The organism is Escherichia sp. WS33 (assembly GCF_046486385.1).
Taxonomy (GTDB): domain Bacteria; phylum Pseudomonadota; class Gammaproteobacteria; order Enterobacterales; family Enterobacteriaceae; genus ECMA0423.
On the sequence record NZ_JBJQLJ010000002.1, the window covers coordinates 65,852 to 91,816 of the forward strand.

Here is a 25,965-nt window from a genome sequence, read left to right on the forward strand (position 1 = left end):
AAGCATCACGTGCTATGTTATTGACACACAAAAGCGTTGAGGAACAGTGAGATGATCGTTTTAGTAACTGGAGCAACGGCAGGTTTTGGTGAATGCATTACTCGTCGTTTTATTCAACAAGGGCATAAAGTTATCGCCACTGGCCGTCGCCAGGAGCGGTTGCAGGAGTTAAAAGACGAACTGGGAGATAATCTGTATATCGCCCAACTGGACGTTCGCAACCGCGCCGCTATTGAAGAGATGCTGGCATCGCTTCCTGCCGAGTGGTGCAATATTGATATCCTGGTAAATAATGCCGGCTTGGCGTTGGGCATGGAGCCTGCGCATAAAGCCAGCGTTGAAGACTGGGAAACGATGATTGATACCAACAACAAAGGCCTGGTATATATGACGCGCGCCGTCTTACCGGGTATGGTTGAACGTAATCATGGTCATATTATTAACATTGGCTCAACGGCAGGTAGCTGGCCGTATGCCGGTGGTAACGTTTACGGTGCGACGAAAGCGTTTGTTCGTCAGTTTAGCCTGAATCTGCGTACGGATCTGCATGGTACGGCGGTGCGCGTCACCGACATCGAACCGGGTCTGGTGGGTGGCACCGAGTTTTCCAATGTCCGCTTTAAAGGCGATGACGGTAAAGCGGAAAAAACCTATCAAAATACCGTTGCATTGACGCCAGAAGATGTCAGCGAAGCCGTCTGGTGGGTGTCAACGCTGCCTGCTCACGTCAATATCAATACCCTGGAAATGATGCCGGTTACCCAAAGCTATGCCGGACTGAATGTCCACCGTCAGTAATTTTTATACCCGGCGTAACTGCCGGGTTATTGCTTGTCACAAAAAAGTGGTAGACTCATGCAGTTAACTCACTCACAAGCAAGAACGAATGACCGTCGAAACGCAACTTAATCCCACACAGCCTGTCAATCAGCAGATTTATCGTATTCTTCGTCGCGACATTGTCCATTGCCTGATTGCACCAGGCACACCGTTGTCGGAAAAAGAAGTTTCTGTTCGTTTCAATGTGTCACGCCAGCCGGTTCGTGAAGCCTTTATTAAACTGGCGGAAAACGGCCTGATTCAAATTCGTCCGCAGCGTGGCAGCTACGTCAACAAAATTTCCATGGCCCAGGTGCGAAACGGCAGTTTTATCCGTCAGGCCATTGAGTGCGCGGTGGCGCGTCGGGCGGCGAGCATGATTACCGAAAGCCAGTGCTACCAACTGGAACAAAATCTTCACCAGCAACGCATTGCCATTGAGCGCAAGCAACTGGATGATTTTTTTGAACTTGATGACAACTTCCATCAACTCCTGACGCAGATTGCCGACTGTCAACTGGCGTGGGATACCATTGAGAACCTGAAAGCGACCGTTGATCGCGTGCGCTATATGAGTTTCGACCATGTTTCTCCACCAGAAATGCTGTTACGCCAGCATCTTGATATTTTCTCTGCCCTGCAAAAACGTGATGGCGATGCGGTAGAACGTGCAATGACGCAACATTTGCAGGAAATCAGCGAATCCGTGCGCCAGATCCGCCAGGAAAACAGCGACTGGTTTAGCGAAGAGTAATTCATTTACTCTCATCCCATCCGGGATGAGAGGCTTTTCCCCCCGCCTTACGGCTCATGCATGCATCAAAAAAGATGTGAGCTTGATCAAAAACAAAAAATATTTCACTCGACAGGAGTATTTATATTGCGCCCGTTACGTGGGCTTCGACTGTAAATCAGAAAGGAGAAAACACCTATGACGACCTACGATCGTAACCGTAACGCAATCACCACTGGCAGCCGTGTTATGGTTAGCGGCACCGGTCACACTGGCAAGATCCTGTCGATTGATACTGAAGGTCTGACCGCTGAGCAAATCCGCCGCGGAAAAACCGTAGTTGTTGAAGGTTGTGAAGAGAAACTGGCACCTCTGGACCTGATTCGTCTCGGCATGAACTAAGTGTGTGAATGCCGCCGATGGCGGCATTGCTTTTTTTACTTCACGGAATATTTCGCCACGGTCGCTTTCGCGCCATGCGCTAATAAAGACAAGTACGCTTCCGTCACTTTTGCAGTAAACAAGCTATTGTCTGGCAAATCATCACCAAAGATTGCCTTAATCGCCAGCAATGACTGGACGCGCGCTTTCCCTTCGGCACTACTTTGTACAGCCTTCTGAATAACAGGTAACAGTGGGTCACTGATTTCTATCGGATTTCCCTGTTCATCAACACCACCGACATAACGCATCCAACCCGCGACGCCCAGCGCCAGCAGATCGAACTTGCTGTCATGCGCCAGATGCCAGCGAACAGAATCCAACATCCGCTGTGGCAATTTCTGGCTACCATCCATCGCAATCTGCCAGGTTCGATGACGTAACGCCGGGTTGCTATAGCGTGCAATTAATCGGTTAGCGTAATCTTGCAAATCAACGCCCTGCACTTTCAGCGTCGGCGCTTGTTCCTGCAACATCAAGCCATACGCCGCATAACGATAATGTTCATCTTCCATGCAGTCATTAATGTGCTGATATCCAGCAAGATAACCCAAATACGCCAGGAATGAATGACTGCCGTTGAGCATGCGCAACTTCATCTCTTCATAAGGCAGCACATCACTAACCAGTTCGGCTCCCGCTTTTTCCCATTCTGGACGTCCGGCAACAAAGTTATCTTCTATTACCCACTGGCGGAAAGGTTCACAGGCAACGCCCGCAGGATCGCCCACACCGGTAAGTTGTTCGATTTTCGCCAGCGTATCCTCTGTCACTGCGGGCACAATACGGTCCACCATTGTTGATGGGAAAGTCACGTTATCTTCGATCCATTGTGCCAGTTTTACATCAACAGCTTTCGCGTATGAAGTGACAACGTCACGCATAACATGACCGTTTTCTGGCATGTTGTCACATGACATGACGGTAAATGCGGGAAGTCCTGCCGCTTTACGGCGGGCCAGCGCCTCAACAATTACCCCTGTTGCTGTTTTCGGCTGGTGGGGATTTTGCACGTCGGCAGCGACCATCGGGTGATCGAGCATTAACTGTCCGGTCGCCGGAGAGTGGAAATACCCTTTTTCGGTGATTGTCAGAGAGACAATCGCGATTTGCGGTTCACACATCGCAGCCAACACGGTTTCTAAGCCATCCATCTGTACGTGCAAGGCTTTTTTAACGACGCCAACGACGCGAGCCGTCCACGCATCGGCCGACATTTCCGCAACGGTATAAAGATTATCTTGCTGTTGTAAATCGGCAATTTGCTGTTCGCCGCCGATTAAGTTGACCTCATAATATCCCCAGTCACTGAAATGTTCTGTAGCAAGAATATCGGCATACACGCCCTGATGCGCACGGTGAAATGCACCAAAGCCTAAATGAATAATTCTTGGGGCCAGGTTATTACGATCATAAACAGGGAGTGTCGCTTTTGCTGATAACAAATTATTTCCCATAACAATTCCTTAAATTTAAATATGGCAAGCTATATGTTTTGTTATATGAATAAAAATCCCCTCTCCGGTAAGAGAAGGGATTGAGGGTTTACAGACTTCTGGAAGGTTGCGCAGCTCTTACAACACGCGGTTGATCTTCCGCAGCGTCTTCCAGCGCACTTAAATCACGGTCTTTCACCTCTGGCATTTTCAGCGCAGAGATTAAACCAATTACTGAATATGCCATGATCATAATGGCGATCGGATACCAGGATTCCGTCATGGTGCAGAAAATACCCGCCAGGATAGGACCAAAACCGGAAGCGATAAGACCACCAATTTCTTTTGAAATAGCCATCCGGGTAAAGCGGTTTTTACAGCCGAACATTTCTGCCATGGTAATGTTTTCCAGAGCAAATAATCCCAGCACCGCACAGTTATGAATCACAATCAGTGCAACCATAATGGTGCTCGGGGCATAGCTTTTATCTACGATGATAGAAAGCATTGGCCACGCCAGCACAATCGCAGAGGTATTCATAATAATATACGGGATCCGGCGACCAATTTTATCGGATAACCAACCAAGGAACGGAATGGTCATAAAGCCGAGAATCGAACTGATCATCAATGCATCTGTTGGAATTGCTTTGTTAAACAATAACGTCTGTACTAAATAGCCTGCAAGGAAAGTCTGAATTAAACCGGAGTTACCCGCCTGACCAAAACGCAGCCCTGTTGCCAGCCAGAAGGATTTGCTCTGGAACATGCTACCAGCAGGTGCAGGTTTTGCTGTCGGTTGGTTGCTGTCGTTAACCTTCTCAAAGACCGGGCTTTCTTTCAGATTCATACGCAACCAGATAGCAAAGACCATCACGACAACGCTCGCCAGGAACGGTATACGCCATCCCCACGCCAGCAGTTCCTCTTTACTGAGAATGAAGAACATAAAGGCCCAGATTGCCGTTGCGCTTAAGGTTCCGCAGTTAGTTCCCATAGCCACAAATGAGGAGATAATTCCGCGCTTACCTTTTGGCGCATATTCCGCCAGCATCGTACCGGCACCGGAAATTTCCGCACCTGCACCCAATCCCTGAATAATACGCAGCGTCACCAGCAAGATGGGTGCAAAAACACCAATCTGTGCATAGGTCGGTAACACTCCAATTAAGGTGGTACAGATCCCCATCATGGTGATGGTAATAAAGAGCACTTTTTTACGCCCTATTCTGTCGCCCATTTTGCCGAAAATAAATGCTCCGACAATACGCGCCACATAACCTGCACCATAGGTTCCCATTGCCAGAATTAACGCCATTGCCGTTGATGATTCAGGAAAAAATATTTCATGAAACACTAACGCTGCGCCGAGCGAATATAACTGGAAATCCATAAATTCAAGCGCAGTGCCCAGCCATCCCGATACTGCTGCTTTCACCAAATCCTTAGTGCTTCTTTCATGTTTTTCTATTGTCATAATGGTTATCTCTAAAAAAGAGGTAAGATGCGTACTACTTACTCGCCGTTATTGGTATTATTCAGAAAAAGTGAGTAAGACTTTGCAGCAATGTTTTTGATCCTGTTCAAATAAACTAATGGCATCAGCAACATGCTGGAAATCAAACGTATGGGTAATTAATTTTTCTGGTTTAATTAACCCTTTACTTAACCAGTCGATAACAACCGGAAATTTATTTGCATTTAAGCGTGAAGAGAAAATAGAGAGTTCTTTTCCGGTAATTCCTTGCTGAATCACTTCAGACGGTTCACTGGAGAAGCCCATCAATACAATACGTGCCGCTGGAGAAGCCAGCGTTACGGCCTCTTTCAGGATAGAAGGATGACAAGCCGCATCGATAATTAATGTCGGCTTGATGCCTTTTTCAGCGAAAATCTCGCCAAGCGGTGTCTGGCTGTTATTGATCGCCCAGTCTGCCCCGCTCTCTTTCGCTTTTTCCAGTCGTTCATCAATGCGATCGGCAACAATCACATTTTTAACGTTATAGACGCCTTTTAATACCTGAACGATCGTCAGGCCGATTGGACCGGCACCATAAACCAGAACGGTATCATTTTCAGTCGGTTGACCATGTCCGGTTACGTTAGCCGCAATGGTAAAAGGTTCGATCATTACCGCATATTGATCGGCCACTGCTTCAGGAATTTTCCACGCATTTTTTGCCGGAACCACGGCATATTCACTGAAACCACCGTCAGCGTGCACACCTAATACAGCCAGTGTCGTACAAACGTTCGGTTTACCTATAGAGCACGGATAGCAATGCCCACAGCTGACCACCGGATCGACTGCAACACGTTCACCGACTCTGGCGCTTTCCACGCCTTCACCCACTGCATCAATGACGCCAAAGAATTCATGACCAATGACGCGCGGATATTTCGCAAAAGGATTATGCCCACGATAAATATGGCTATCTGAACCACAAATTCCGGCAAGTTTCACTTTTACTCGAACTTCACCCGCTGACGGGGTGGGTATTTCACGTTCGACAATCGCCAGTTGATTCGGTTTTTCAATTAATATGCTTTTCATTATCTTACTCCTTACCAGTTCCACAGCGTGCCATCTTCCAGACGTGCGACTGGTAGATAAGCAGGTTCATAGGGATATTTCGCCGCCAGCTTTTCATCGAATTCGATGCCAAGACCCGGTTTGTCTCCCGGATGCATATAGCCGTTATCGAAAGTCCAGTTGTGCGGGAAGACTTCGAGCATTTGTTCGGAATAACCCATGTATTCCTGGACACCGAAATTGGGGACCCACAGATCAAAGTGCAGCGCTGCAGCCATGCAGACTGGTGACAAATCGGAAGGACCGTGTGAGCCAGTACGTACCTGATACAGCGAAGCAAAATCGGCAATCCGGCGCATACCGGTAATTCCGCCTGCATGGGTCAGCGTGGTGCGGATATAATCGATGAGTTGCTCTTCAATCAGTTGTTTGCAGTCCCAGATGCTGTTGAAGACTTCACCCACTGCGATGGGTGTGACGGTATGTTGGCGAATGAGACGGAAGCATTCCTGGTTTTCTGCAGGCGTCGGGTCTTCCATCCAGAACATGCGATAATCTTCAATGCTTTTACCAAAGCGCGCCGCTTCAATAGGCGTTAAGCGATGGTGCATGTCATGCAGCAAATGTTCATTAAAACCAAACTTGTTACGTACCGCGTCAAACAATTTCGGCATGAAATCGAGGTATTTCTCCGTCGACCACAGCTGCTCTTCCGGCCACTGTCCTTTGGTTGCGGGTTCATAAGCCAGACCTTTACCTTTCGACATGCCGTAGGTGGTTTTCATACCAGGGATTCCGCACTGCACGCGGATGGCTTTGAATCCCAGCTCCTGATGACGGGCATAATCATCCAGAGCTTCATCAATACTGTGACCGGTGGTATGGCAATAAACCATCACCCCTTCACGAGACGCGCCGCCGAGTAACTGGTAAAGCGGCATGTTGGCAGCTTTGGCTTTAATATCCCACAGCGCCATATCAACCGCTGAAATGGCCGACATCGTAACCGGACCGCGACGCCAGTAAGCACCTTTATAGAAAAACTGCCAGATATCTTCGATACGGTGCGCATCGCGACCAATAAGCTGCGGACAAAGGTGATCCTGCAAATAAGAGGCCACGGAAAGCTCACGTCCATTGAGGGTGGCATCCCCAAGGCCCGTAATACCGTCCTCAGTGGTGATTTTTAATGTGACGAAATTACGCCCCGGACAGGTAACAAAAACTTCAGCCTTTACGATCTTCATGTTCGATTCCTTGCATCGCTTGTCGTGATGCATGAAATCTACGCAACTGAGCTACTACCATACAAGTATAAAGATCGAAAAAAGCCGGAGTGATCACAAAAAAAGGCGTATATTTGCGCTGTGAATGGTTGACAAAAGATGAAATAGAATACCTTTTGTCAGCTGACACTTCCTCTTATCTTATTGATAAAATGGATTTATGTTCCTACGTGCGCCCCCAGCCCGCAACAATGATCAACATGCCGCAAAGCGCAATCAACGCACCCGTCCAGTCATAAAGAGTCAGTTTCACGCCATCCACAACGCGCAGCCACATCAACGCCGTGCAGACATAAACGCCACCATAAGCCGCGTAAACACGCCCACTCGCCGCTGGATGCAACGTTAACAACCAGACAAACAGCGCCAGTGAAATCCCCGCCGGAAGCAACAGCCAGATACTGGCGTTTCGTTTTAACCACAACCAGGGCAGAAAGCATCCAATAATTTCACACAGCGCAGTAGCAAAAAATAGTAACGTTGTTTTAATCATCTTTGTCACTTATTGACATCATGTATAGTTATAGGGCGACATAATATCATCAATATAAACACCCTCCTGGTACGTTTTGCGTTCGCAGTGGATGGTGTAGAATCTCCTTTAATCATTCATACAGGGAATGAATTATGAAAATCACTCTCAGCAAACGAATCGGCCTGCTCGCTTTTCTGCTGCCTTGCGCACTGGCACTGAGCACAACTGTTCATGCCGAAACTAACAAACTGGTGATTGAGTCTGGCGACAGTGCACAAAGCCGCCAGCACGCCGCTATGGAAAAAGAGCAATGGAATGACACGCGCAATCTGCGTCAGAAAGTGAATAAACGCACTGAAAAAGAGTGGGATAAAGCCGACGCCGCTTTTGATAACCGCGATAAATGTGAGCAAAGCGCCAACATCAATGCCTACTGGGAGCCAAATACTTTGCGCTGCCTGGACCGTCGAACTGGCCGCGTTATTACCCCCTAACCTGTTATTGATTTAAGGAATGTAAGGACACGTTATGCCAAGCGCCCACAGTGTTAAGCTACGCCCGCTGGAGCGTGAAGATTTACGCTATGTACATCAACTCGACAATAACGCCAGTGTGATGCGTTACTGGTTTGAGGAACCCTACGAAGCCTTTGTTGAACTCTCTGATCTGTATGATAAGCATATTCACGATCAGAGCGAACGACGCTTTGTGGTGGAATGTGACGGCGAAAAAGCCGGTCTGGTGGAGCTGGTGGAAATTAACCATGTACATCGCCGGGCAGAATTTCAGATAATTATCTCCCCGGAGTATCAGGGGAAAGGTCTGGCAACCCGTGCCGCCAAATTAGCAATGGACTATGGCTTCACCGTTCTCAATCTCTATAAGCTGTATCTGATCGTCGATAAAGAGAATGAAAAAGCGATTCACATTTACCGCAAGCTTGGCTTTACGGTTGAAGGTGAATTGATGCACGAGTTCTTTATTAATGGTCAATATCGTAATGCCATTCGCATGTGTATATTCCAGCATCAGTATCTGGCAGAGCACAAAACACCGGGTCAGACTCTCCTGAAGCCGACCGCACAATAGCATTAATAATAATCGATCGTATTTTTGATGGTGTAAACCCGTTCGACGGCGGGTTTTACTCCTTCATCAACAATGATCAGCTGACAGTCCACCGGATTGGCGTGACTGTCATATTCACAGCTCTGTTTTACATTACCAACTCGTTGATTATTCAGTAAAGTAACCGCTGTGTAATCTAATTTTTTGATCGGATCCGTTGATGGCGTGGCGCTGACAGATAATGTTTTGTCGTTACTTTTCGTGGTTTTACCCAGCGGATAACCCTGATCATCATAGCGATATTCCATCTGCATTTGTTTGCTGCTGGCTTTAATCACGAAGCCATTATCATCGGTTTCCCAACTCACCCCGGCAGAAGGTAATTCTGCTAGCTGGCATTTTCCCTGTAAACGTACTCTCTTCTCCAGCGTCTCGGCATCACGGTAATAATTGGCGTCCAGTACCAGAGCGACCACGGTATTATTTTCCAGATCCAGTAATTCGAGTGAATCAAAACAGCCTTCTTCCGACAAAGTCCCAGAAACACGTTTCGTCACTTCACCTTGCTCATCCATTAATGTCTGAGTGAAATCTTTTACCGGACCACGCAGCGGATCAAAATCGAATTCATTAGAGAAACTGGCCATCTCAGGGGTAAATGAAAGTGTTACCTCTGTGCGGTCACATCCTGTGAGGAATATCGCGAGTAAGCATGGTAGTAATTTGTATTTCACAACAGTCACCAGAGAGTAGAGATGATTCTCAATCATAGTAGCAAATACAGTACTTTACACGTTAAATGCTATGCTTAAAGAAGTTATCTTCGCGTAAGGAGCTTATGATGAAACTCTCAACCTGCTGTGCCGCGCTTCTGCTCGCCCTCGCCTCACCCGCGGTACTCGCCGCGCCGGGATCCTGTGAGCGCATACAGAGCGATATATCACAGCGCATTATCAATAATGGCGTACCCGAAAGCAGCTTCACGTTAAGTATTGTACCCAATGACCAGGTTGATCAGCCTGATTCCCAGGTCGTCGGGCATTGTGCTAATGATACGCATAAAATTCTCTACACCCGCACCACCAGCGGTAACGTCTCTGCTCCCGCGCAGTCTACCCAGGATGGCGCGCCTGCCGAACCGCAGTAATACATTATCGACTGAACGCCGGATACGACACATCCGGCGATTTGAACATACAACATAATCCCACCTTATTACTCATACCCTTCTATTGATATGGATTAATAATTCTTAACCCAAAATGGGTAGACTCCCTCTATTGTTAGCGCGCTAAATATTCAATATATAAACATTTATATAACGATAAAGAACAGGGAGTGAGTTATGTCCAAAAATGACCGAATGGTGGGCATCAGCCGCAGAACACTCGTTAAATCAACCGCGATAGGTTCTCTGGCGCTGGCTGCAGGCGGTTTTTCTTTACCGTTCACCCTGCGCAGTGCAGCGGCAGCGGTACAACAGGCCAGCGAAAAAGTGATCTGGGGTGCCTGTTCCGTCAACTGTGGTAGCCGCTGTGCACTTCGTCTACATGTTAAAGATAATGAAGTGACCTGGGTGGAAACTGACAATACCGGCAGCGATGAGTACGGCAACCATCAGGTACGCGCCTGTTTGCGCGGTCGCTCCATCCGCCGGCGTATTAATCATCCCGATCGCTTGAATTACCCAATGAAACGCGTGGGTACACGCGGTGAAGGCAAATTCGAACGGATTAGCTGGGATGAAGCCCTGGATACTATCGCCAGTAGCCTGAAAAAAACCGTCGAACAATATGGCAATGAGGCTGTATATATTCAGTACTCTTCGGGGATTGTTGGCGGCAATATGACCCGCTCTTCGCCATCAGCCTCGGCGGTCAAACGCCTGATGAACTGCTACGGCGGTTCACTCAATCAGTATGGCTCCTACAGCACCGCGCAAATTTCCTGTGCCATGCCCTACACCTACGGCAGTAATGATGGCAACAGCACCACGGATATTGAAAACAGCAAGCTGGTCGTGATGTTTGGTAACAACCCGGCAGAAACCCGCATGAGCGGCGGTGGCATCACTTATCTTCTTGAAAAAGCGCGCGAGAAATCGAACGCCAAAATGATTGTTATCGATCCGCGATATACCGATACGGCTGCTGGTCGTGAAGATGAATGGCTCCCTATTCGCCCGGGCACCGATGCCGCGCTGGTTGCGGGTATTGCCTGGGTATTGATTAACGAAAATCTCGTTGATCAACCTTTTCTCGATAAATACTGCGTCGGCTATGACGAAAAAACCTTACCCGCAGATGCACCCAAAAATGGTCACTATAAAGCCTATATTCTTGGTGAAGGTGATGATAACACAGCGAAAACGCCGCAGTGGGCTTCGCAAATTACCGGTATCCCGGTAGACCGTATCATCAAACTGGCGCGTGAAATTGGCACAGCAAAACCCGCTTATATCTGCCAGGGCTGGGGGCCGCAACGCCAGGCAAACGGCGAACTGACTGCACGCGCTATTGCTATGTTACCTATTTTGACGGGCAATGTCGGCATCAGCGGCGGAAATAGTGGCGCGCGTGAATCGACCTATACCATTACCATAGAACGCCTGCCGGTGCTGGATAATCCGGTCAAAACGTCAATCTCCTGCTTCAGCTGGACAGATGCTATCGATCATGGTCCGCAAATGACGGCAATCCGCGACGGCGTCCGCGGCAAAGATAAACTGGATGTGCCCATTAAGTTCATCTGGAACTACGCGGGAAATACCCTCGTTAATCAGCATTCTGACATCAACAAAACGCATGAAATTCTGCAAGACGAATCGAAATGCGAAATGATTGTGGTCATCGAAAACTTTATGACCTCATCGGCAAAATATGCCGACATTCTGCTGCCAGACCTGATGACCGTTGAGCAGGAAGATATTATTCCTAACGACTACGCCGGTAACATGGGATATCTCATTTTCCTCCAGCCAGTCACCAGCGAAAAATTCGAACGTAAACCGATTTACTGGATCCTGAGTGAAGTCGCGAAACGTCTTGGACCTGACGTCTATCAAAAGTTCACTGAAGGTCGCACGCAGGAACAATGGTTACAACATCTGTACGCCAAAATGCTTGCCAAAGATCCGGCGTTACCGTCTTACGACGAACTGAAAAAAATGGGTATCTATAAGCGTAAAGATCCCAATGGTCATTTTGTCGCCTACAAAGCATTTCGTGACGACCCCGAGGCAAATCCACTTAAAACACCTTCCGGTAAGATTGAAATTTATTCCAGCAAGCTGGCGGAAATTGCCCGTACCTGGGAACTGGAAAAAGATGAAGTGATAAGCCCACTGCCAGTTTATGCCTCTACCTTTGAAGGCTGGGACTCCCCTGAACGTAGAACCTTCCCACTTCAACTGTTTGGTTTCCATTACAAATCCCGTACTCACTCGACCTACGGCAATATTGATCTCCTGAAGGCTGCCTGCCGTCAGGAGGTGTGGATCAACCCTATAGATGCGCAGAAACGTGGGATTGCCAACGGCGATATGGTGCGGGTGTTTAACCATCGTGGCGAAGTTCGGCTACCAGCCAAAGTGACACCACGCATTCTCCCTGGGGTTAGCGCTATGGGCCAGGGAGCCTGGCACGAGGCCAATATGTCTGGCGATAAAATCGACCATGGCGGCTGTGTGAATACGCTAACCACTCTGCGCCCTTCACCACTGGCGAAGGGAAACCCGCAGCACACTAATCTGGTCGAGATCGAAAAAATATAACCCACGACAACCATAAATTCTGGCATGACATTTTGTTTGAAAAGCAATAAGTGAGTAATGATGAAAATCCATACCACAGAGGCGCTCATGAAGGCTGAAATCAGCCGTAGAAGTCTGATGAAAACCTCCGCACTTGGCAGTCTTGCGCTGGCAAGCAGTGCTTTCACTCTGCCATTTTCTCAAATGGTCCGGGCGGCAGAGGCTCCGGTAGAAGAGAAAGCGGTCTGGAGTTCCTGCACCGTTAACTGCGGGAGCCGCTGTCTGTTACGTTTGCATGTGAAAGATGACACCGTGTACTGGGTGGAGTCTGATACGACAGGTGACGACGTCTACGGTAATCATCAGGTTCGCGCGTGTTTACGCGGGCGCTCTATCCGCCGACGGATGAATCATCCTGATAGGTTGAAATATCCCATGAAGCGCGTCGGCAAGCGCGGTGAAGGTAAATTTGAACGGATAAGTTGGGACGAAGCCCTGGATACCATCAGTGATAATCTTCGGCGGATCCTAAAAGATTACGGCAATGAGGCTGTACATGTCCTGTACGGAACAGGCGTAGATGGCGGAAACATCACCAACTCAAACGTCCCGTACCGTCTGATGAACTCTTGCGGTGGTTTTCTCAGTCGCTATGGCAGCTACAGTACCGCACAGATCAGTGCCGCAATGAGTTATATGTTCGGTGCCAATGATGGCAACAGCCCGGATGATATCGCCAATACGAAACTGGTCGTTATGTTCGGAAATAACCCGGCAGAAACGCGGATGAGCGGCGGTGGTGTCACTTACTACGTCGAGCAAGCCCGCGAACGTTCAAACGCACGCATGATCGTCATCGATCCACGTTATAACGACACAGCTGCCGGGCGTGAAGATGAATGGCTGCCCATTCGCCCAGGCACCGATGGCGCACTGGCCTGTGCGATTGCCTGGGTACTGATTACTGAAAACATGGTCGATCAGCCATTTCTCGACAAATATTGTGTTGGTTACGATGAAAAAACGCTGCCCGCCAACGCACCACGTAACGCGCATTATAAAGCCTATATTCTGGGCGAAGGGCCTGACGGCATAGCTAAAACGCCGGAATGGGCAGCAAAAATCACCAGCATCCCGGCAGAAAAAATTATCCAGTTGGCACGAGAGATCGGTTCAGCAAAACCTGCTTATATTTGTCAGGGTTGGGGGCCACAACGACATTCCAACGGCGAGCAAACGTCCCGCGCTATTGCCATGCTTTCCGTTCTCACCGGTAACGTCGGCATAAACGGCGGCAACTCAGGTGTACGCGAAGGTAGCTGGGATCTGGGGGTAGAATGGTTCCCGATGCTTGAGAATCCTGTTAAAACGCAGATTTCCGTCTTTACATGGACAGATGCCATCGACCATGGTACGGAAATGACCGCGACCCGTGATGGTGTTCGTGGAAAAGAAAAACTGGATGTCCCCATCAAGTTTTTATGGTGCTACGCCAGTAACACATTGATCAATCAACATGGCGACATCAATCACACCCATGAGGTGCTTCAGGATGACAGCAAGTGCGAGATGATTGTTGGCATTGACCACTTCATGACGGCCTCGGCTAAGTATTGCGATATCCTGTTGCCCGACCTGATGCCAACAGAGCAAGAAGACCTTATCTCTCATGAATCTGCAGGGAATATGGGCTATGTGATCCTCGCCCAACCCGCAACCTCAGCAAAATTTGAACGCAAACCCATCTACTGGATGCTGAGTGAAGTCGCCAAACGCTTAGGACCAGACGTTTATCAAACCTTTACTGAAGGTCGCAGTCAGCATGAATGGATCAAATATCTCCATGCGAAAACGAAGGAACGTAACCCTGAGATGCCCGACTACGAGGAGATGAAAACGACCGGGATCTTTAAGAAAAAATGCCCGGAAGAACACTACGTCGCTTTCCGCGCATTCCGTGAAGATCCACAGGCAAACCCGTTGAAAACACCTTCGGGGAAAATCGAAATTTATTCGGAACGACTGGCGAAGATTGCAGATACCTGGGAATTGAAAAAAGATGAAATTATTCATCCCCTTCCTGCGTATACCCCAGGTTTTGATGGCTGGGACGATCCCCTGCGGAAAACCTATCCACTGCAGTTAACGGGCTTCCACTACAAAGCGCGTACCCACTCCAGCTACGGCAATATTGATGTGTTACAGCAGGCCTGCCCACAAGAGGTGTGGATCAACCCCATTGATGCTCAGGCACGCGGTATCCGTCATGGCGATACCGTGCGGGTATTTAACAATAATGGAGAAATGCTGATTGCCGCAAAAGTGACTCCGCGTATTCTGCCTGGCGTTACCGCCATCGGGCAAGGTGCGTGGCTTAAAGCGGATATGTTTGGTGACCGGGTCGATCACGGCGGCAGTATCAATATTCTGACCTCTCACCGCCCTTCACCGCTGGCAAAGGGAAACCCGTCGCACAGCAATCTTGTCCAGATCGAAAAGGTTTAAGGAGTAGCCCATGACCACACAATATGGATTTTTTATCGATTCCAGCCGCTGTACTGGCTGTAAAACCTGCGAACTGGCGTGCAAAGATTTTAAAGATCTTGGCCCGGAAGTCAGTTTCCGCCGTATTTATGAATACGCTGGCGGCGACTGGCAGGAAGATAATGGCGTCTGGCACCAGAACGTGTTCGCTTATTATCTCTCCATCTCCTGTAACCATTGCGATGACCCCGCATGTACAAAAGTCTGCCCCAGCGGCGCAATGCATAAGCGTGAAGATGGCTTTGTGGTGGTTGATGAAGATGTTTGTATCGGCTGCCGCTACTGCCACATGGCTTGTCCGTACGGCGCGCCACAGTACAATGCTGAAAAAGGGCACATGACGAAGTGCGATGGTTGTTATTCGCGCGTCGCCGAGGGGAAACAACCCATATGTGTCGAATCCTGCCCGCTGCGTGCACTTGAGTTCGGTCCAATTGAAGAGCTGCGCCAGAAGCACGGCACTCTGGCTGCCGTCGCGCCACTGCCGCGCGCGCATTTCACAAAACCCAATATCGTTATCAAACCTAACGCCAACAGCCGCCCGACCGGCGATACCACTGGTTATCTGGCTAATCCGGAGGAAGTGTAAAATGGGAAATGGATGGCATGAGTGGCCACTGGTTATCTTTACCGTATTGGGTCAATGCGTAGTAGGCGCGCTGATTGTTAGCGGAATTGGCTGGTTCGCCGCCAAAAATGACGCAGACCGTCAGCGTATTGTCCGTGGCATGTTTTTCCTCTGGCTGTTGATGGGCATCGGGTTTATTGCCTCTGTCATGCACCTGGGATCGCCACTGCGAGCGTTTAACTCGCTGAATCGAATCGGAGCTTCTGGTCTGAGTAACGAGATTGCTGCCGGTTCCATATTTTTTGCCGTTGGCGGACTATGGTGGCTGGTGGCGGTCATCGGTAAAATGCCGCAAGCGTTGGGGAAACTCTGGTTACTTGTCAGCATGGCGCTCGGCGTCATTTTCGTCTGGATGATGACCTGCGTGTATCAAATCGACACCGTGCCAACCTGGCATAACGGTTACACTACGCTGGCTTTCTTCCTGACGGTATTGTTGAGCGGTCCAATACTTGCTGCCGCAATTCTGCGGGCAGCTCGCGTTACATTTAATACCACACCATTTGCCATCATTAGCGTTTTGGCGCTGATCGCTTGTGCCGGGGTGATTGTGCTGCAAGGTTTGTCTCTGGCGTCTATTCACTCATCCGTGCAACAAGCCAGCGCACTGGTACCAGATTACGCCTCCTTACAGGTCTGGCGTGTGGTATTGTTATGCGCAGGTCTTGGATGCTGGCTTTGCCCGCTCATTCGTCGCCGTGAACCTCACGTTGCCGGACTTATTCTGGGGCTAATCCTCATACTTGGCGGTGAGATGATCGGGCGTGTGCTCTTTTATGGCCTGCACATGACAGTAGGAATGGCTATTGCAGGTTAACAAATTGGTGCGGGGCAACCCGCACATTTCAGGATGTTAGGAATGACCCATTTTTCACAGCAAGATAATTTTTCTGTCGCGGCGCGCGTGTTGGGCGCGCTGTTTTATTACGCTCCAGAGAGTGCGGAAGCCGCACCTCTGGTTGCGGTACTCACCAGTGACGGCTGGGAAACTCAGTGGCCTCTACCAGAAGCGTCATTAGCGCCGCTGGTGACGGCTTTTCAGACACAGTGTGAAGAGACTCACGCCCAGGCCTGGCAGCGTTTGTTTGTCGGCCCGTGGGCACTGCCGTCTCCGCCGTGGGGGTCGGTCTGGCTGGATCGCGAATCTGTGCTGTTTGGCGATTCAACATTGGCACTTCGTCAGTGGATGCGCGAGAAAGGCATTCAGTTTGAAATGAAGCAAAACGAACCGGAAGATCATTTTGGTTCACTGCTGTTGATGGCTGCGTGGTTGGCGGAAAATGGTCGCCAGACAGAATGCGAAGAATTGCTGGCATGGCACCTTTTTCCGTGGTCAACACGTTTTCTTGATGTTTTTATCGAAAAAGCAGAACACCCTTTCTACCGTGCACTGGGTGAACTGGCTCGCTTAACGCTGGCGCAATGGCAATCACAACTGTTAATTCCTGTCGCGGTTAAACCGCTGTTTCGATAGGATCACCGTAATATTGCCGGATGGTGACGATTACGCGCAATCCGGCAATAATAGGTTACAGTGTCACGTTTTTTTTATCTCTTAAAGCACGCACTGCTTTTGCGGCTGGCCTCTTTTGCCGCAAAATAGTCGCCCGTGTTTCATTGCCCATTTCTGCTCATGCATCATCTACACATCTATCCGGATCTGCGCACTATGTTCCGCCGTCTGCTTATCGCAACAGTCGTCGGTATTCTCGCGGCCTTTGCCGTTGCCGGGTTTCGTCATGCGATGCTGCTACTGGAGTGGTTGTTCCTCAATAATGACTCCGGCAGTCTGGTCAATGCAGCGACAAACCTTTCCCCCTGGCGACGGTTGCTAACTCCGGCGCTCGGCGGACTGGCGGCGGGTTTGTTGCTGATGGGCTGGCAGAAATTTACCCAACAACGCCCTCATGCGCCGACCGATTACATGGAAGCGTTGCAAACCGATGGACAGTTCGATTACGCAGCAAGCCTGGTTAAATCGCTTGCCTCTCTGCTGGTAGTAACCAGCGGCAGTGCAATTGGTCGCGAAGGTGCGATGATTCTTTTAGCTGCCCTTGCCGCCTCCTGTTTTGCCCAACGTTTTACGCCACGCCAGGAGTGGAAATTATGGATCGCCTGTGGGGCCGCGGCGGGAATGGCTGCGGCCTATCGTGCCCCGCTTGCTGGCAGTTTATTTATAGCCGAAGTGCTGTTTGGCACTATGATGTTGGCCTCTCTCGGCCCGGTGATTATTTCCGCCGTCGTGGCATTGCTGGTTAGCAATCTGATTAATCATAGCGACGCGTTACTCTACAACGTACAACTCTCAGTGACGGTTCAGGCTCGTGACTATGCGCTGATTATCAGTACAGGTGTGCTGGCAGGTCTGTGCGGACCACTGTTGTTAACGTTAATGAACGCCTGTCATCGTGGATTTGTGAGTCTCAAACTTGCGCCGCCCTGGCAACTGGCACTAGGCGGGTTGATCGTGGGTCTGCTTTCCCTGTTCACACCTGCAGTGTGGGGCAACGGCTATAGCACCGTACAATCCTTTTTAACCGCCCCACCACTGTTAATGATCATTGCCGGGATCTTCCTTTGTAAACTGTGTGCCGTGCTGGCGAGTAGCGGTTCCGGCGCACCCGGTGGTGTCTTTACACCGACGCTATTTATCGGTCTTGCCATTGGCATGTTGTATGATCGTAGCCTGGGATTATGGTTCCCTGATGGCGAAGAAATTACGCTTTTACTCGGATTGACCGGGATGGCGACACTGTTGGCGGCAACCACGCACGCGCCGATTATGTCGACGTTGATGATATGTGAAATGACCGGGGAGTATCAGCTACTCCCCGGTTTATTGATTGCCTGCGTCATTGCGTCGGTAATTTCGCGGACGTTACACCGTGACTCTATCTACCGCCAGCACACTGCGCAGCATAGCTAAGCGGATGTATTGCCCCAGTTCTCGCTGTTCGGCGCGCGGCAGATAAGGCAGTTCACCAATGAGCGGTGCCGGAAGTTTTTTACCCAGCACATCAATGATTTCCGCATAATGCGCCAGTCCTGGGTTGATTCGGTTAGCCACCCAGCCAATGAGCGGCAGCCCGTCGTTGGCAATCGCCTGAGCTGTTAGCAGTGCATGGTTAATGCAACCTTCCTGAATACCGACAACCATCAACACCGGCAACTGTTCCTGCACCACCCATTCAGAGAGTGGACGCAAATCATTCATCAGACTGCGCCAGCCGCCAGTCCCTTCTACCACGACATGATCGACTTTATCGGTCAGGTTTGCCAGGCCGTTTGAAATGAGGGTGTAATTGATTGGGCAACTGTGCGCCACGCTACTTTCTTCTTCGCTTAACGCGATAGGATTAACTGCTTCATAAGGCAGTTCGATGGTTGAAACACTCTGCAACACCAGGGCATCTTTATTACGCAGCCCTTCGGGTGTCTCTTTGCTCCCCTTCGCTACGGGTTTATATCCCGCAACCGTTTTTCCCTGGGAGGCTAACGCTTGTAGCAATGCGCGGGAAACCACCGTTTTCCCTACAGAAGTGTCTGTACCGGTAATAAAGAAACGCTTCAGCATCACTAACTCCACCGTTATGCTTCACAAATATAAACCAGGAAAATAATTAACCTTGAAAGTCTAAGTTATGCTTTCCTGGCCCAAATTGAGATAGCGCAAATTTTGGTAGAACAGTTAAAAAATGTTAACCCTGCAACAGACGAATCAACAAAGAACCGTTATACATCGCGTCTTTTACCAGTGCAGCGCCTGCCATCGTGCCCTGGTTAGAAAACTGAGTACTCTCAACGCTGATGTGCTGACTATACGCAGGAAGGGCCTGCTGACGGATGCTGTCTGAGATGACCGGGAAGAGGATATCTGCCGCTTTACTTAACGGTGAGCCAATCAGTATTTTTTGTGGGTTAAATAAATTCACCATGATGGCAAGAATGCGCCCTACATGCGCGCCCACCCCGGTAATGATGTCTTTTGCCAGCAGATCGCCGCGCAATGCCGCCTGACACAATGAGTCCACGGTTAACGGTTGTCCATGTAACATCGAGCTCATGGATTGATTAAGACGCAGCTGTGCCAGCTCAAGAATACTGTCCACACTGGCGATGGTTTCGAGGCAGCCGTGATTCCCGCAATAACAGCGTTTCCCATACGGGTCGACCTGTGTGTGGCCTATTTCCACGAGACTACTGCTGCCTGCGTGTAGCAGATGACCATCGGTAATGACGCCCGCCCCCACGTTGTGATCGATAACCACCTGAATCACATCGCGCGCCCCGCGTGAGGCACCAAACAAGGCCTCTGCCATCGTCCATGCGCTGATATCATGCTGAATATAAACCGGAACGCCGGTATGCTGCTCCAGAGCCTCGCCGAGCGGCATCTCTTTTACATCCTCGTAGAACGGCATGCGATGTACAATGCCATTTTCCGTATCAATAATTCCCGGCAGGGTTATGGCAATCGAAGTTAGACGCTCAAGTTTTTTCTGGTGGCGGATAAAAAACTGATCGATATGGGAAATGATACGATCCAGCAATGGCGAGTCATCTTTTAACGCCAGTTCCTGCGACTCTTCCACCACCAGTTTGCTGCTCAGATCGCGCAGAGCAAGGAAAATCTCCCCGCGACTAATGCGCAGAGAAAGATAGTGCCAGGCTTCAGTTTCAACCACCAGCCCCACCGCCGGACGGCCACGGTTCCCCGCTTCTTTGATTTCCAGCTCTTGCACCAGGTGTGCTTCGAGCATCTCACGGACAATTTTAGTGATACTGGCAGGAGCCAGTTGCGCCAGACGGGAAAGATCGATACGCGAGACTGGACCAAGCTGATCAATCAGGCGATAAACCGCGCCCGCGTTGGTCTGCTTTATTTGATCAATGTGCCCAGGCTGGTTTTCAGCAACCACCGCATACTCCCTATATTTTCGCGCTCCGAAATAATCTGTAGGCTATGGTGAAGCACTTCAATACGTGTCGTCAAATTTTTACTTAGGCATGTGATTAACAGCACATTTTTCGGGCTTTTTCGCTGAAATTTCCCTCACCTGAGAGCATTCAGCAGATGAATACAAAAGTTTCGCGCAGCTGGACTTTGTTCATGATGTTTCGGCCAGACCAACCACATTTCAGAAACCGCATCCTCTTCTGCAATCGGCACCCAGCGCATTTCGTTGAGCTGAACACGTTTAAATGACGCAGGCAAAATTGAAACACCCAGACCGGCGGAAACCAGACCGATGATGGTCATTGCCTCGCCCACCTCCTGAGTGATGACGGGCGTCAAATGGTAACGTCGCATCAGCCCGAGAATATCGTCATACAGCCCTGTCCCGACGTGCGGATCAAAAAAGACGAAGGGTTCTTTCGCCAGTTCAGCCAGCGTTACATTCGGGTTATTTGCCAGGGGATGATCGTGCGGGATCATCGCCATAAGCGGTTCATGGACGATGACTGCGTGTTCAAGCGTCTCCGGTAACGCTGTGTTACGCAGCAATCCCATATCCAGCGTTCCTTCAATGAGCGGAGCGATTTGCTCACGAGTGTTCATTTCGCGGGTTTGTAAATGGACATCGGGATAATCACGGCGAAACAGCGATAACGTATCGGACACCGCCCGAATAAAAGGAGCGGACGAAGTAAAACCAATGCGCAACTCCCCCGCTTCCCCCTGATGCAGTCTTTCAGCGCGAGCGGCAGCGTCATCTACCATAGACAGGATTTGCCGACTATCTGCAAGAAACTGTTTTCCTGCTGCCGTCAGCAATACACTGCGATTAGTTCGTGCCAGCAGTCGGGCACCAATTTGTTGCTCCAGTGCCTGAATCTGCTGACTTAGCGGTGGTTGCGAAATATTCAGGCGGGCAGCGGCGCGCCCGAAATGCAGCTCTTCCGCAACAGCAACAAAGTAACGCAGATGACGAAGTTCAATATTCATATTTAAAACATCTTATTTGAGATTATTAATATATTAGACAGAACAATTCGATTTTCCTAACCTATGTATAAGCCTGATCCACAGGCATATTTAGCAAGGATTTCAAGTGAGCCGTACTACAACTGTTGATGGCGCTCCGGCAAGCGACACTGACAAGCAAAGCATTTCTCAGCCAAATCAATTTATTAAACGCGGTACGCCGCAATTTATGCGCGTCACCCTGGCGCTGTTCTCTGCCGGACTGGCAACATTTGCACTTCTCTATTGTGTGCAGCCTATCCTTCCGGTGCTTTCGCAGGAGTTTGGCTTAACGCCCGCGAACAGTAGTATTTCACTGTCCATTTCCACGGCGATGTTGGCTATTGGTTTGCTGTTTACTGGCCCCCTATCCGATGCCATTGGTCGCAAACCAGTGATGGTCACGGCGCTACTGTTGGCCTCCATTTGTACGTTACTTTCGACAATGATGACCAGCTGGCACGGCATTTTGATTATGCGCGCCTTGATTGGGCTTTCGTTAAGTGGCGTGGCAGCTGTTGGCATGACTTATCTTAGCGAGGAAATCCACCCCAGTTTCGTGGCCTTTTCGATGGGGTTGTATATCAGCGGCAACTCAATTGGCGGCATGAGCGGACGCTTAATTAGTGGTGTCTTCACGGACTTTTTCAACTGGCGAATTGCTCTGGCGGCAATCGGTTGTTTCGCGCTGGCCTCGGCGTTGATGTTCTGGAAAATCCTTCCGGAATCACGCCATTTTCGCCCGACTTCGCTGCGCCCTAAGACGTTATTTATCAACTTTCGTCTGCACTGGCGTGACCGGGGATTACCGTTATTGTTCGCAGAAGGCTTTTTGCTGATGGGGTCGTTCGTCACGCTGTTTAATTACATCGGCTATCGGTTGATGCTTTCCCCCTGGCATGTCAGTCAGGCCGTGGTTGGCTTATTATCGCTGGCTTATTTGACCGGTACATGGAGCTCACCTAAAGCCGGAACCATGACCACCCGCTACGGGCGCGGTCCGGTGATGTTGTTTTCGACGGGGGTTATGCTGTTTGGTTTACTGATGACCTTATTCAGCTCGCTGTGGCTGATCTTTGCCGGAATGTTACTCTTCTCAGCAGGATTCTTCGCAGCCCACTCAGTTGCCAGCAGCTGGATTGGCCCCCGCGCAAAACGCGCTAAAGGCCAGGCCTCCTCGCTGTATCTGTTCAGTTACTATCTGGGGTCGAGTATTGCCGGGACGCTGGGTGGTGTTTTCTGGCATAACTATGGCTGGAACGGCGTCGGCGCATTTATTGCTCTGATGCTGGTCATTGCTCTGCTGGTCGGGACGCGTTTGCATCGTCGTCTGCACGCCTGAAAAATAAGCCCGGACTGCGGTAACTACACGTCCGGACTTATTGCTTGCTCAAACCAACGTTAATAGCCATCCTAAAATAGACGAAGCGCCAGCCAATTCCCGCAGCGCGTCTAGCGTCATCAGGATTATAAGTACCCAAATAAACGGATTCATTTTGCTGTGTGTCATTTATTACTGATGCGCAGTTATTCTACCGCTTTGTAAGTAGTAAAATAGTTAACCCGATCAAGACTACTATTATTGGTAGCTAAATTTCCCTTAAGTCACAATACGTTATTATCAATGCTGTAATTTATTCAGCGTTTGTACATATCGTTACACGCTGAAACCAACCACTCACGGAAGTCTGCCATTCCCAGGGATATAGTTATTTCAACGGCCCCGCAGTGGGGTTAAATGAAAAAACAAATTGAGGGTATGACAATGAAAAAAGTATTAGGTCTGGTTGTTGCCGCTGCTATGGGTCTGTCTTCTGCCGCCTTTGCTGCAGAGACTGCGACCACACCTGCTCCGACTGCGACGACCACCAAAGCAGCGCCGGCGAAAACTACACATCATAAAAAACAGCATAAAGCAGCACCTGCCCAGAAAGCGCAGGCGGCTAAAAAGCATCATAAAAATACGAAAGCTGAACAGAAAGCCCCTGAACAAAAAGCGCAGGCAGCGAAGAAACACGCCGGGAAACACAGCCATCAGCAACCGGCAAAACCTGCTGCACAACCCGCAGCGTAAGTTTTCAACAGTAATGCTGGCGCGCCCCCTCGCGCCTGAAAATTACGGTGCTAAGCGGGTAACGTTTAGCACCGCCTTTAGCGGAGGGTAGTATGGTGGGCCGTTATCGCTTTGAGTTCATTCTTATCATCCTTATTTTATGCGCACTGATTGCCGCCCGTTTTTATCTTTCCTGACTGTAGTTATCTGATTTTACTCCCACTTTCATCCCGTCCCGTCTATAGTATTTATGAGGGTTTGCTTTTAATAATCATAATTACCCACCAGAGTGTGATATGCGTACAACCATTGCTGTAGTGTTGGGTGCAATTAGTTTGACGTCTGCTTTTGTGTTTGCAGATAAACCAGACGTTGCCAAATCGGCAAACGATGAGGTCAGCACCCTGTTTTTTGGTCATGATGATCGTGTGCCAGTGAATGACACGACCCAATCACCGTGGGATGCGGTTGGGCAACTGGAAACGGCCAGCGGCAATTTATGTACGGCGACGCTGATTGCACCCAATCTGGCATTAACGGCAGGACACTGTTTATTGACGCCGCCTAAGGGTAAAGCGGATAAGGCGGTAGCGCTGCGTTTTGTGTCAAATAAAGGTCTTTGGCGCTATGACATCCACGACATAGAAGGCCGCGTTGATCCGACACTGGGAAAGCGGTTAAAAGCAGATGGGGATGGTTGGATTGTTCCTCCCGCAGCTGCACCATGGGACTTCGGCTTGATTGTGCTGCGTAATCCCCCTTCTGGCATTACACCGTTGCCGTTATTTGAGGGAGATAAAGCCGCGCTTACTGCCGCATTAAAATCGGCTGGTCGTAAAGTGACTCAGGCGGGATATCCTGAAGATCATCTCGATACGTTATACAGTCATCAAAACTGTGAAGTGACTGGCTGGGCGCAAACGTCGGTGATGTCACATCAGTGCGATACCTTGCCGGGTGACAGCGGTTCGCCTCTGATGTTGCATACCGATGACGGCTGGCAATTAATTGGGGTGCAAAGTTCGGCTCCTGCCGCGAAAGATCGCTGGCGCGCCGATAACCGGGCCATTTCTGTTACCGGTTTTCGCGACAAGCTGGATCAACTGTCGCAAAAATAATGTTCAAACGCTGCCCGACAGTGCGGGCAGCGTGTTCATCAGGCAAGTTTCACCATGATCATTCCAGCCAACAGCAAGACCAGGCCAATCCAGCCTTTACGATTTAACCGTTGACCAAACAAGATCCAACCTGCGGCTAACGTGGCGGCAATACCAAACCCGCCCCACAATGCATAAGCGACAGACAAGTCGATCCCTTTTACGGCCTGAGAAAGCGCACTAAAGGCAGCCAGCACCGCCGCCAGGGAGAGCAAGCCAAATATTTTGCGACGAAAGCCGTCAGAAAATTTCAAAAAGACGTTAGCAACGATTTCCAGCACGATTGCCAATGCCAGCCAGGCGGCGTGAACCCATTCAAACTGCGCCATGGTTCACCTCCAGTTCAGGTTTACGCGCTTTACGGGTACCTGATTTGATCAACACAATCCCGGCAACCAGGGTGGTTAACCCGGCAATTTTCATCAGCGATAAACTTTCGTCGAATAACAAAACGCTAAACAAGGTAATAAATAAAATACCGATACCTTCCCACAGCGCATAAGCTACGCCTAAGGCGATCTTTTTAACGGCGAAAGAGAGAAATATATACGACAGAGAAATCATCACCAGCATTAAAATAAAGCCGCCATTTCCCTCACTGACGCTCGCCCATTTCATTGACAGCGTACCGGTAATTTCTGTAGCAATAGCCAGGCCTAATAAAATCCAATAAATATACATGGTCCTTCTCCTGCAAGAGAATTATTTTAATTTTCGCTTAATTCAGCGAAACCAAAGTAAAGTGGTCAAGCCCCGCGCATAGGGCAAGCTTAGGCAGAAGAAAGGACTAAAGCGCGTTGCGCCAGTGCTGCTCACCTACGAGCAAGATAGTGGATGAGGTACGAAGATGGGTAAATGTTGAAAATAACGTCCTGAACAAATTGTCCATAATATTACAATTATCCGCAGTGTTGCTTCTCGTCATCGCGGATGATAATTGTCCTCGGTAGTTGAACACGCCTGATTTGTATCATAGCTTAAGAATTAACTCAAAATATTTTCACTTCTTTACCTGAGCGGTTTGATTTTCGTTATGATGACGGAGCGAAAAAGACATTATTATTAGCAAAGGAAGA

The 25,965-nt window shown here is 49.5% G+C and carries 28 protein-coding genes; 16 read left to right on the forward strand and 12 right to left on the reverse strand.

The window, feature by feature from the left end; genetic code table 11:
- Positions 1 to 51 precede the first annotated feature (51 nt).
- The 3 genes from ydfG (at position 52) to ydfZ (ending at position 1,954) form a co-directional block, all read left to right on the forward strand.
- Positions 52 to 798, forward strand: coding sequence for a bifunctional NADP-dependent 3-hydroxy acid dehydrogenase/3-hydroxypropionate dehydrogenase YdfG (gene ydfG / locus ACJHXA_RS02380; RefSeq protein WP_000636571.1), 747 nt, complete (start codon positions 52 to 54; stop codon positions 796 to 798).
- 88 nt (positions 799 to 886) lie between these two features.
- Positions 887 to 1,573, forward strand: a complete 687-nt coding sequence (rspR, locus tag ACJHXA_RS02385) for a DNA-binding transcriptional regulator rspR (RefSeq protein WP_000215549.1) — start codon at positions 887 to 889, stop codon at positions 1,571 to 1,573.
- Between the two features lie 177 nt (positions 1,574 to 1,750).
- Complete coding sequence (gene ydfZ, locus ACJHXA_RS02390) at positions 1,751 to 1,954, forward strand: putative selenium delivery protein YdfZ (protein WP_000214712.1); 204 nt, start codon at positions 1,751 to 1,753, stop codon at positions 1,952 to 1,954.
- Positions 1,955 to 1,989: 35 nt separating this feature from the next.
- Here the strand turns inward: ydfZ and ACJHXA_RS02395 are convergent, their stop codons facing one another.
- The 5 genes from ACJHXA_RS02395 to ACJHXA_RS02415 all read right to left on the reverse strand — a co-directional run bounded on the left by ACJHXA_RS02395 (position 1,990) and on the right by ACJHXA_RS02415 (position 7,741).
- Positions 1,990 to 3,450: a mannitol dehydrogenase family protein gene (locus ACJHXA_RS02395; RefSeq protein WP_000527753.1), complete on the reverse strand. Its 1,461-nt coding sequence runs from the start codon at positions 3,448 to 3,450 to the stop codon at positions 1,990 to 1,992.
- Between the two features lie 88 nt (positions 3,451 to 3,538).
- Positions 3,539 to 4,906, reverse strand: coding sequence for an MHS family MFS transporter YdfJ (gene ydfJ / locus ACJHXA_RS02400; RefSeq protein ID WP_000151243.1), 1,368 nt, complete (start codon positions 4,904 to 4,906; stop codon positions 3,539 to 3,541).
- A 57-nt stretch (positions 4,907 to 4,963) separates the two neighbouring features.
- Positions 4,964 to 5,983, reverse strand: coding sequence for a Zn-dependent oxidoreductase (locus ACJHXA_RS02405; protein ID WP_000836064.1), 1,020 nt, complete (start codon positions 5,981 to 5,983; stop codon positions 4,964 to 4,966).
- 11 nt (positions 5,984 to 5,994) lie between these two features.
- On the reverse strand, positions 5,995 to 7,209 hold the full coding sequence (gene rspA, locus ACJHXA_RS02410) for a starvation-sensing protein RspA (RefSeq protein WP_001295394.1): 1,215 nt from the start codon (positions 7,207 to 7,209) through the stop codon (positions 5,995 to 5,997).
- A gap of 205 nt (positions 7,210 to 7,414) precedes the next feature.
- Positions 7,415 to 7,741: a YnfA family protein gene (locus tag ACJHXA_RS02415; RefSeq protein WP_000598292.1), complete on the reverse strand. Its 327-nt coding sequence runs from the start codon at positions 7,739 to 7,741 to the stop codon at positions 7,415 to 7,417.
- A gap of 134 nt (positions 7,742 to 7,875) precedes the next feature.
- Between ACJHXA_RS02415 and ACJHXA_RS02420 the strand changes: the two genes are divergently transcribed.
- Together ACJHXA_RS02420 and speG are read left to right on the forward strand one after the other, a co-directional pair.
- Positions 7,876 to 8,217, forward strand: coding sequence for a DUF1283 family protein (locus ACJHXA_RS02420; protein ID WP_000705197.1), 342 nt, complete (start codon positions 7,876 to 7,878; stop codon positions 8,215 to 8,217).
- Positions 8,218 to 8,251: 34 nt separating this feature from the next.
- Complete coding sequence (speG, locus tag ACJHXA_RS02425) at positions 8,252 to 8,812, forward strand: spermidine N1-acetyltransferase (protein WP_001138584.1); 561 nt, start codon at positions 8,252 to 8,254, stop codon at positions 8,810 to 8,812.
- A 2-nt stretch (positions 8,813 to 8,814) separates the two neighbouring features.
- Here the strand turns inward: speG and ACJHXA_RS02430 are convergent, their stop codons facing one another.
- Positions 8,815 to 9,525, reverse strand: coding sequence for a YnfC family lipoprotein (locus tag ACJHXA_RS02430; protein WP_001321287.1), 711 nt, complete (start codon positions 9,523 to 9,525; stop codon positions 8,815 to 8,817).
- A 107-nt stretch (positions 9,526 to 9,632) separates the two neighbouring features.
- On the opposite strand from ACJHXA_RS02430, the gene ACJHXA_RS02435 reads away from it, so the two are divergent.
- The 7 genes from ACJHXA_RS02435 to clcB all read left to right on the forward strand — a co-directional run bounded on the left by ACJHXA_RS02435 (position 9,633) and on the right by clcB (position 18,640).
- Positions 9,633 to 9,938, forward strand: coding sequence for a DUF1161 domain-containing protein (locus ACJHXA_RS02435; RefSeq protein ID WP_001295396.1), 306 nt, complete (start codon positions 9,633 to 9,635; stop codon positions 9,936 to 9,938).
- Positions 9,939 to 10,136: 198 nt separating this feature from the next.
- A complete protein-coding gene (gene ynfE, locus ACJHXA_RS02440) occupies positions 10,137 to 12,563 on the forward strand; it encodes a selenate/tellurate reductase subunit YnfE (protein WP_000041535.1) in 2,427 nt (808 codons plus the stop codon).
- Positions 12,564 to 12,623: 60 nt separating this feature from the next.
- Positions 12,624 to 15,047 carry a selenate/tellurate reductase subunit YnfF gene (gene ynfF / locus ACJHXA_RS02445; RefSeq protein ID WP_001340362.1) on the forward strand — a complete coding sequence of 808 codons (2,424 nt, stop codon included), beginning with the start codon at positions 12,624 to 12,626 and terminating at the stop codon, positions 15,045 to 15,047.
- A 10-nt stretch (positions 15,048 to 15,057) separates the two neighbouring features.
- Positions 15,058 to 15,675 (forward strand): DMSO reductase like molybdoenzyme iron-sulfur subunit YnfG, encoded by a 618-nt coding sequence (gene ynfG, locus ACJHXA_RS02450; RefSeq protein ID WP_000213028.1) that lies wholly within the window; start codon positions 15,058 to 15,060, stop codon positions 15,673 to 15,675.
- Between the two features lies 1 nt (position 15,676).
- Positions 15,677 to 16,531 carry a selenate reductase membrane anchor subunit YnfH gene (ynfH, locus tag ACJHXA_RS02455; RefSeq protein ID WP_000526492.1) on the forward strand — a complete coding sequence of 285 codons (855 nt, stop codon included), beginning with the start codon at positions 15,677 to 15,679 and terminating at the stop codon, positions 16,529 to 16,531.
- 42 nt (positions 16,532 to 16,573) lie between these two features.
- Positions 16,574 to 17,188 (forward strand): Tat proofreading chaperone DmsD, encoded by a 615-nt coding sequence (gene dmsD / locus ACJHXA_RS02460; protein ID WP_000148710.1) that lies wholly within the window; start codon positions 16,574 to 16,576, stop codon positions 17,186 to 17,188.
- 159 nt (positions 17,189 to 17,347) lie between these two features.
- Positions 17,348 to 18,640, forward strand: coding sequence for a voltage-gated ClC-type chloride channel ClcB (clcB, locus tag ACJHXA_RS02465; protein ID WP_103262084.1), 1,293 nt, complete (start codon positions 17,348 to 17,350; stop codon positions 18,638 to 18,640).
- Here the strand turns inward: clcB and bioD are convergent.
- The 3 genes from bioD to ACJHXA_RS02480 form a co-directional block, all read right to left on the reverse strand.
- On the reverse strand, positions 18,593 to 19,288 hold the full coding sequence (gene bioD / locus ACJHXA_RS02470) for a dethiobiotin synthase (RefSeq protein WP_000919226.1): 696 nt from the start codon (positions 19,286 to 19,288) through the stop codon (positions 18,593 to 18,595). The two genes, clcB and bioD, sit on opposite strands and share 48 nt — an antisense overlap.
- 124 nt (positions 19,289 to 19,412) lie before the next feature.
- Entirely contained in the window at positions 19,413 to 20,633 is a 1,221-nt protein-coding gene (mlc, locus tag ACJHXA_RS02475; protein ID WP_000225276.1) for a sugar metabolism global transcriptional regulator Mlc, read from the reverse strand.
- Positions 20,634 to 20,767: 134 nt separating this feature from the next.
- The gene (locus ACJHXA_RS02480; protein ID WP_039023367.1) at positions 20,768 to 21,661 is read right to left on the reverse strand and encodes a LysR family transcriptional regulator; all 894 of its coding nucleotides are present in this window, start codon (positions 21,659 to 21,661) and stop codon (positions 20,768 to 20,770) included.
- 106 nt (positions 21,662 to 21,767) lie between these two features.
- Between ACJHXA_RS02480 and ACJHXA_RS02485 the strand changes: the two genes are divergently transcribed.
- Positions 21,768 to 23,021, forward strand: coding sequence for an MFS transporter (locus ACJHXA_RS02485; RefSeq protein ID WP_000091840.1), 1,254 nt, complete (start codon positions 21,768 to 21,770; stop codon positions 23,019 to 23,021).
- A gap of 48 nt (positions 23,022 to 23,069) precedes the next feature.
- On the opposite strand, the gene ACJHXA_RS02490 is transcribed toward ACJHXA_RS02485, so the two are convergent.
- Complete coding sequence (locus ACJHXA_RS02490) at positions 23,070 to 23,189, reverse strand: KPN_01571 family protein (protein ID WP_001299090.1); 120 nt, start codon at positions 23,187 to 23,189, stop codon at positions 23,070 to 23,072.
- 255 nt (positions 23,190 to 23,444) lie between these two features.
- On the opposite strand from ACJHXA_RS02490, the gene asr reads away from it, so the two are divergent.
- The 3 genes from asr (at position 23,445) to ACJHXA_RS02505 (ending at position 24,850) form a co-directional block, all read left to right on the forward strand.
- Positions 23,445 to 23,753 carry an acid resistance repetitive basic protein Asr gene (gene asr / locus ACJHXA_RS02495; protein WP_001406654.1) on the forward strand — a complete coding sequence of 103 codons (309 nt, stop codon included), beginning with the start codon at positions 23,445 to 23,447 and terminating at the stop codon, positions 23,751 to 23,753.
- Between the two features lie 92 nt (positions 23,754 to 23,845).
- A complete protein-coding gene (locus ACJHXA_RS02500; protein WP_000233090.1) occupies positions 23,846 to 23,929 on the forward strand; it encodes a hypothetical protein in 84 nt (27 codons plus the stop codon).
- A 99-nt stretch (positions 23,930 to 24,028) separates the two neighbouring features.
- Positions 24,029 to 24,850, forward strand: coding sequence for a trypsin-like serine peptidase (locus ACJHXA_RS02505; protein WP_001260840.1), 822 nt, complete (start codon positions 24,029 to 24,031; stop codon positions 24,848 to 24,850).
- A gap of 38 nt (positions 24,851 to 24,888) precedes the next feature.
- On the opposite strand, the gene mdtI is transcribed toward ACJHXA_RS02505, so the two are convergent.
- Together mdtI and mdtJ are read right to left on the reverse strand one after the other, a co-directional pair.
- Positions 24,889 to 25,218 (reverse strand): multidrug/spermidine efflux SMR transporter subunit MdtI, encoded by a 330-nt coding sequence (gene mdtI / locus ACJHXA_RS02510; RefSeq protein ID WP_000046661.1) that lies wholly within the window; start codon positions 25,216 to 25,218, stop codon positions 24,889 to 24,891.
- On the reverse strand, positions 25,205 to 25,570 hold the full coding sequence (gene mdtJ / locus ACJHXA_RS02515; protein ID WP_000276149.1) for a multidrug/spermidine efflux SMR transporter subunit MdtJ: 366 nt from the start codon (positions 25,568 to 25,570) through the stop codon (positions 25,205 to 25,207). The genes mdtI and mdtJ overlap by 14 nt, the downstream gene beginning before the upstream one ends.
- Positions 25,571 to 25,965 lie beyond the last annotated feature (395 nt).

Excerpts from the sequence above, each read along its gene's own strand:
- ydfG (WP_000636571.1), top strand. The coding sequence starts at position 52 with ATGATCGTTTTAGTAACTGGAGCAACGGCAGGTTTTGGTGAATGCATT.
- rspR (WP_000215549.1), top strand. The coding sequence starts at position 887 with ATGACCGTCGAAACGCAACTTAATCCCACACAGCCTGTCAATCAGCAG.
- ydfZ (WP_000214712.1), top strand. The coding sequence starts at position 1,751 with ATGACGACCTACGATCGTAACCGTAACGCAATCACCACTGGCAGCCGT.
- ACJHXA_RS02395 (WP_000527753.1), bottom strand. The coding sequence starts at position 3,450 with ATGGGAAATAATTTGTTATCAGCAAAAGCGACACTCCCTGTTTATGAT.
- ydfJ (WP_000151243.1), bottom strand. The coding sequence starts at position 4,906 with ATGACAATAGAAAAACATGAAAGAAGCACTAAGGATTTGGTGAAAGCA.
- ACJHXA_RS02405 (WP_000836064.1), bottom strand. The coding sequence starts at position 5,983 with ATGAAAAGCATATTAATTGAAAAACCGAATCAACTGGCGATTGTCGAA.
- rspA (WP_001295394.1), bottom strand. The coding sequence starts at position 7,209 with ATGAAGATCGTAAAGGCTGAAGTTTTTGTTACCTGTCCGGGGCGTAAT.
- ACJHXA_RS02415 (WP_000598292.1), bottom strand. The coding sequence starts at position 7,741 with ATGATTAAAACAACGTTACTATTTTTTGCTACTGCGCTGTGTGAAATT.
- ACJHXA_RS02420 (WP_000705197.1), top strand. The coding sequence starts at position 7,876 with ATGAAAATCACTCTCAGCAAACGAATCGGCCTGCTCGCTTTTCTGCTG.
- speG (WP_001138584.1), top strand. The coding sequence starts at position 8,252 with ATGCCAAGCGCCCACAGTGTTAAGCTACGCCCGCTGGAGCGTGAAGAT.
- ACJHXA_RS02435 (WP_001295396.1), top strand. The coding sequence starts at position 9,633 with ATGAAACTCTCAACCTGCTGTGCCGCGCTTCTGCTCGCCCTCGCCTCA.
- ynfE (WP_000041535.1), top strand. The coding sequence starts at position 10,137 with ATGTCCAAAAATGACCGAATGGTGGGCATCAGCCGCAGAACACTCGTT.
- ynfF (WP_001340362.1), top strand. The coding sequence starts at position 12,624 with ATGAAAATCCATACCACAGAGGCGCTCATGAAGGCTGAAATCAGCCGT.
- ynfG (WP_000213028.1), top strand. The coding sequence starts at position 15,058 with ATGACCACACAATATGGATTTTTTATCGATTCCAGCCGCTGTACTGGC.
- ynfH (WP_000526492.1), top strand. The coding sequence starts at position 15,677 with ATGGGAAATGGATGGCATGAGTGGCCACTGGTTATCTTTACCGTATTG.
- dmsD (WP_000148710.1), top strand. The coding sequence starts at position 16,574 with ATGACCCATTTTTCACAGCAAGATAATTTTTCTGTCGCGGCGCGCGTG.
- clcB (WP_103262084.1), top strand. The coding sequence starts at position 17,348 with ATGCATCATCTACACATCTATCCGGATCTGCGCACTATGTTCCGCCGT.
- bioD (WP_000919226.1), bottom strand. The coding sequence starts at position 19,288 with ATGCTGAAGCGTTTCTTTATTACCGGTACAGACACTTCTGTAGGGAAA.
- ACJHXA_RS02480 (WP_039023367.1), bottom strand. The coding sequence starts at position 21,661 with ATGAATATTGAACTTCGTCATCTGCGTTACTTTGTTGCTGTTGCGGAA.
- ACJHXA_RS02490 (WP_001299090.1), bottom strand. The coding sequence starts at position 23,189 with ATGACACACAGCAAAATGAATCCGTTTATTTGGGTACTTATAATCCTG.
- asr (WP_001406654.1), top strand. The coding sequence starts at position 23,445 with ATGAAAAAAGTATTAGGTCTGGTTGTTGCCGCTGCTATGGGTCTGTCT.
- ACJHXA_RS02500 (WP_000233090.1), top strand. The coding sequence starts at position 23,846 with ATGGTGGGCCGTTATCGCTTTGAGTTCATTCTTATCATCCTTATTTTA.
- ACJHXA_RS02505 (WP_001260840.1), top strand. The coding sequence starts at position 24,029 with ATGCGTACAACCATTGCTGTAGTGTTGGGTGCAATTAGTTTGACGTCT.
- mdtI (WP_000046661.1), bottom strand. The coding sequence starts at position 25,218 with ATGGCGCAGTTTGAATGGGTTCACGCCGCCTGGCTGGCATTGGCAATC.
- mdtJ (WP_000276149.1), bottom strand. The coding sequence starts at position 25,570 with ATGTATATTTATTGGATTTTATTAGGCCTGGCTATTGCTACAGAAATT.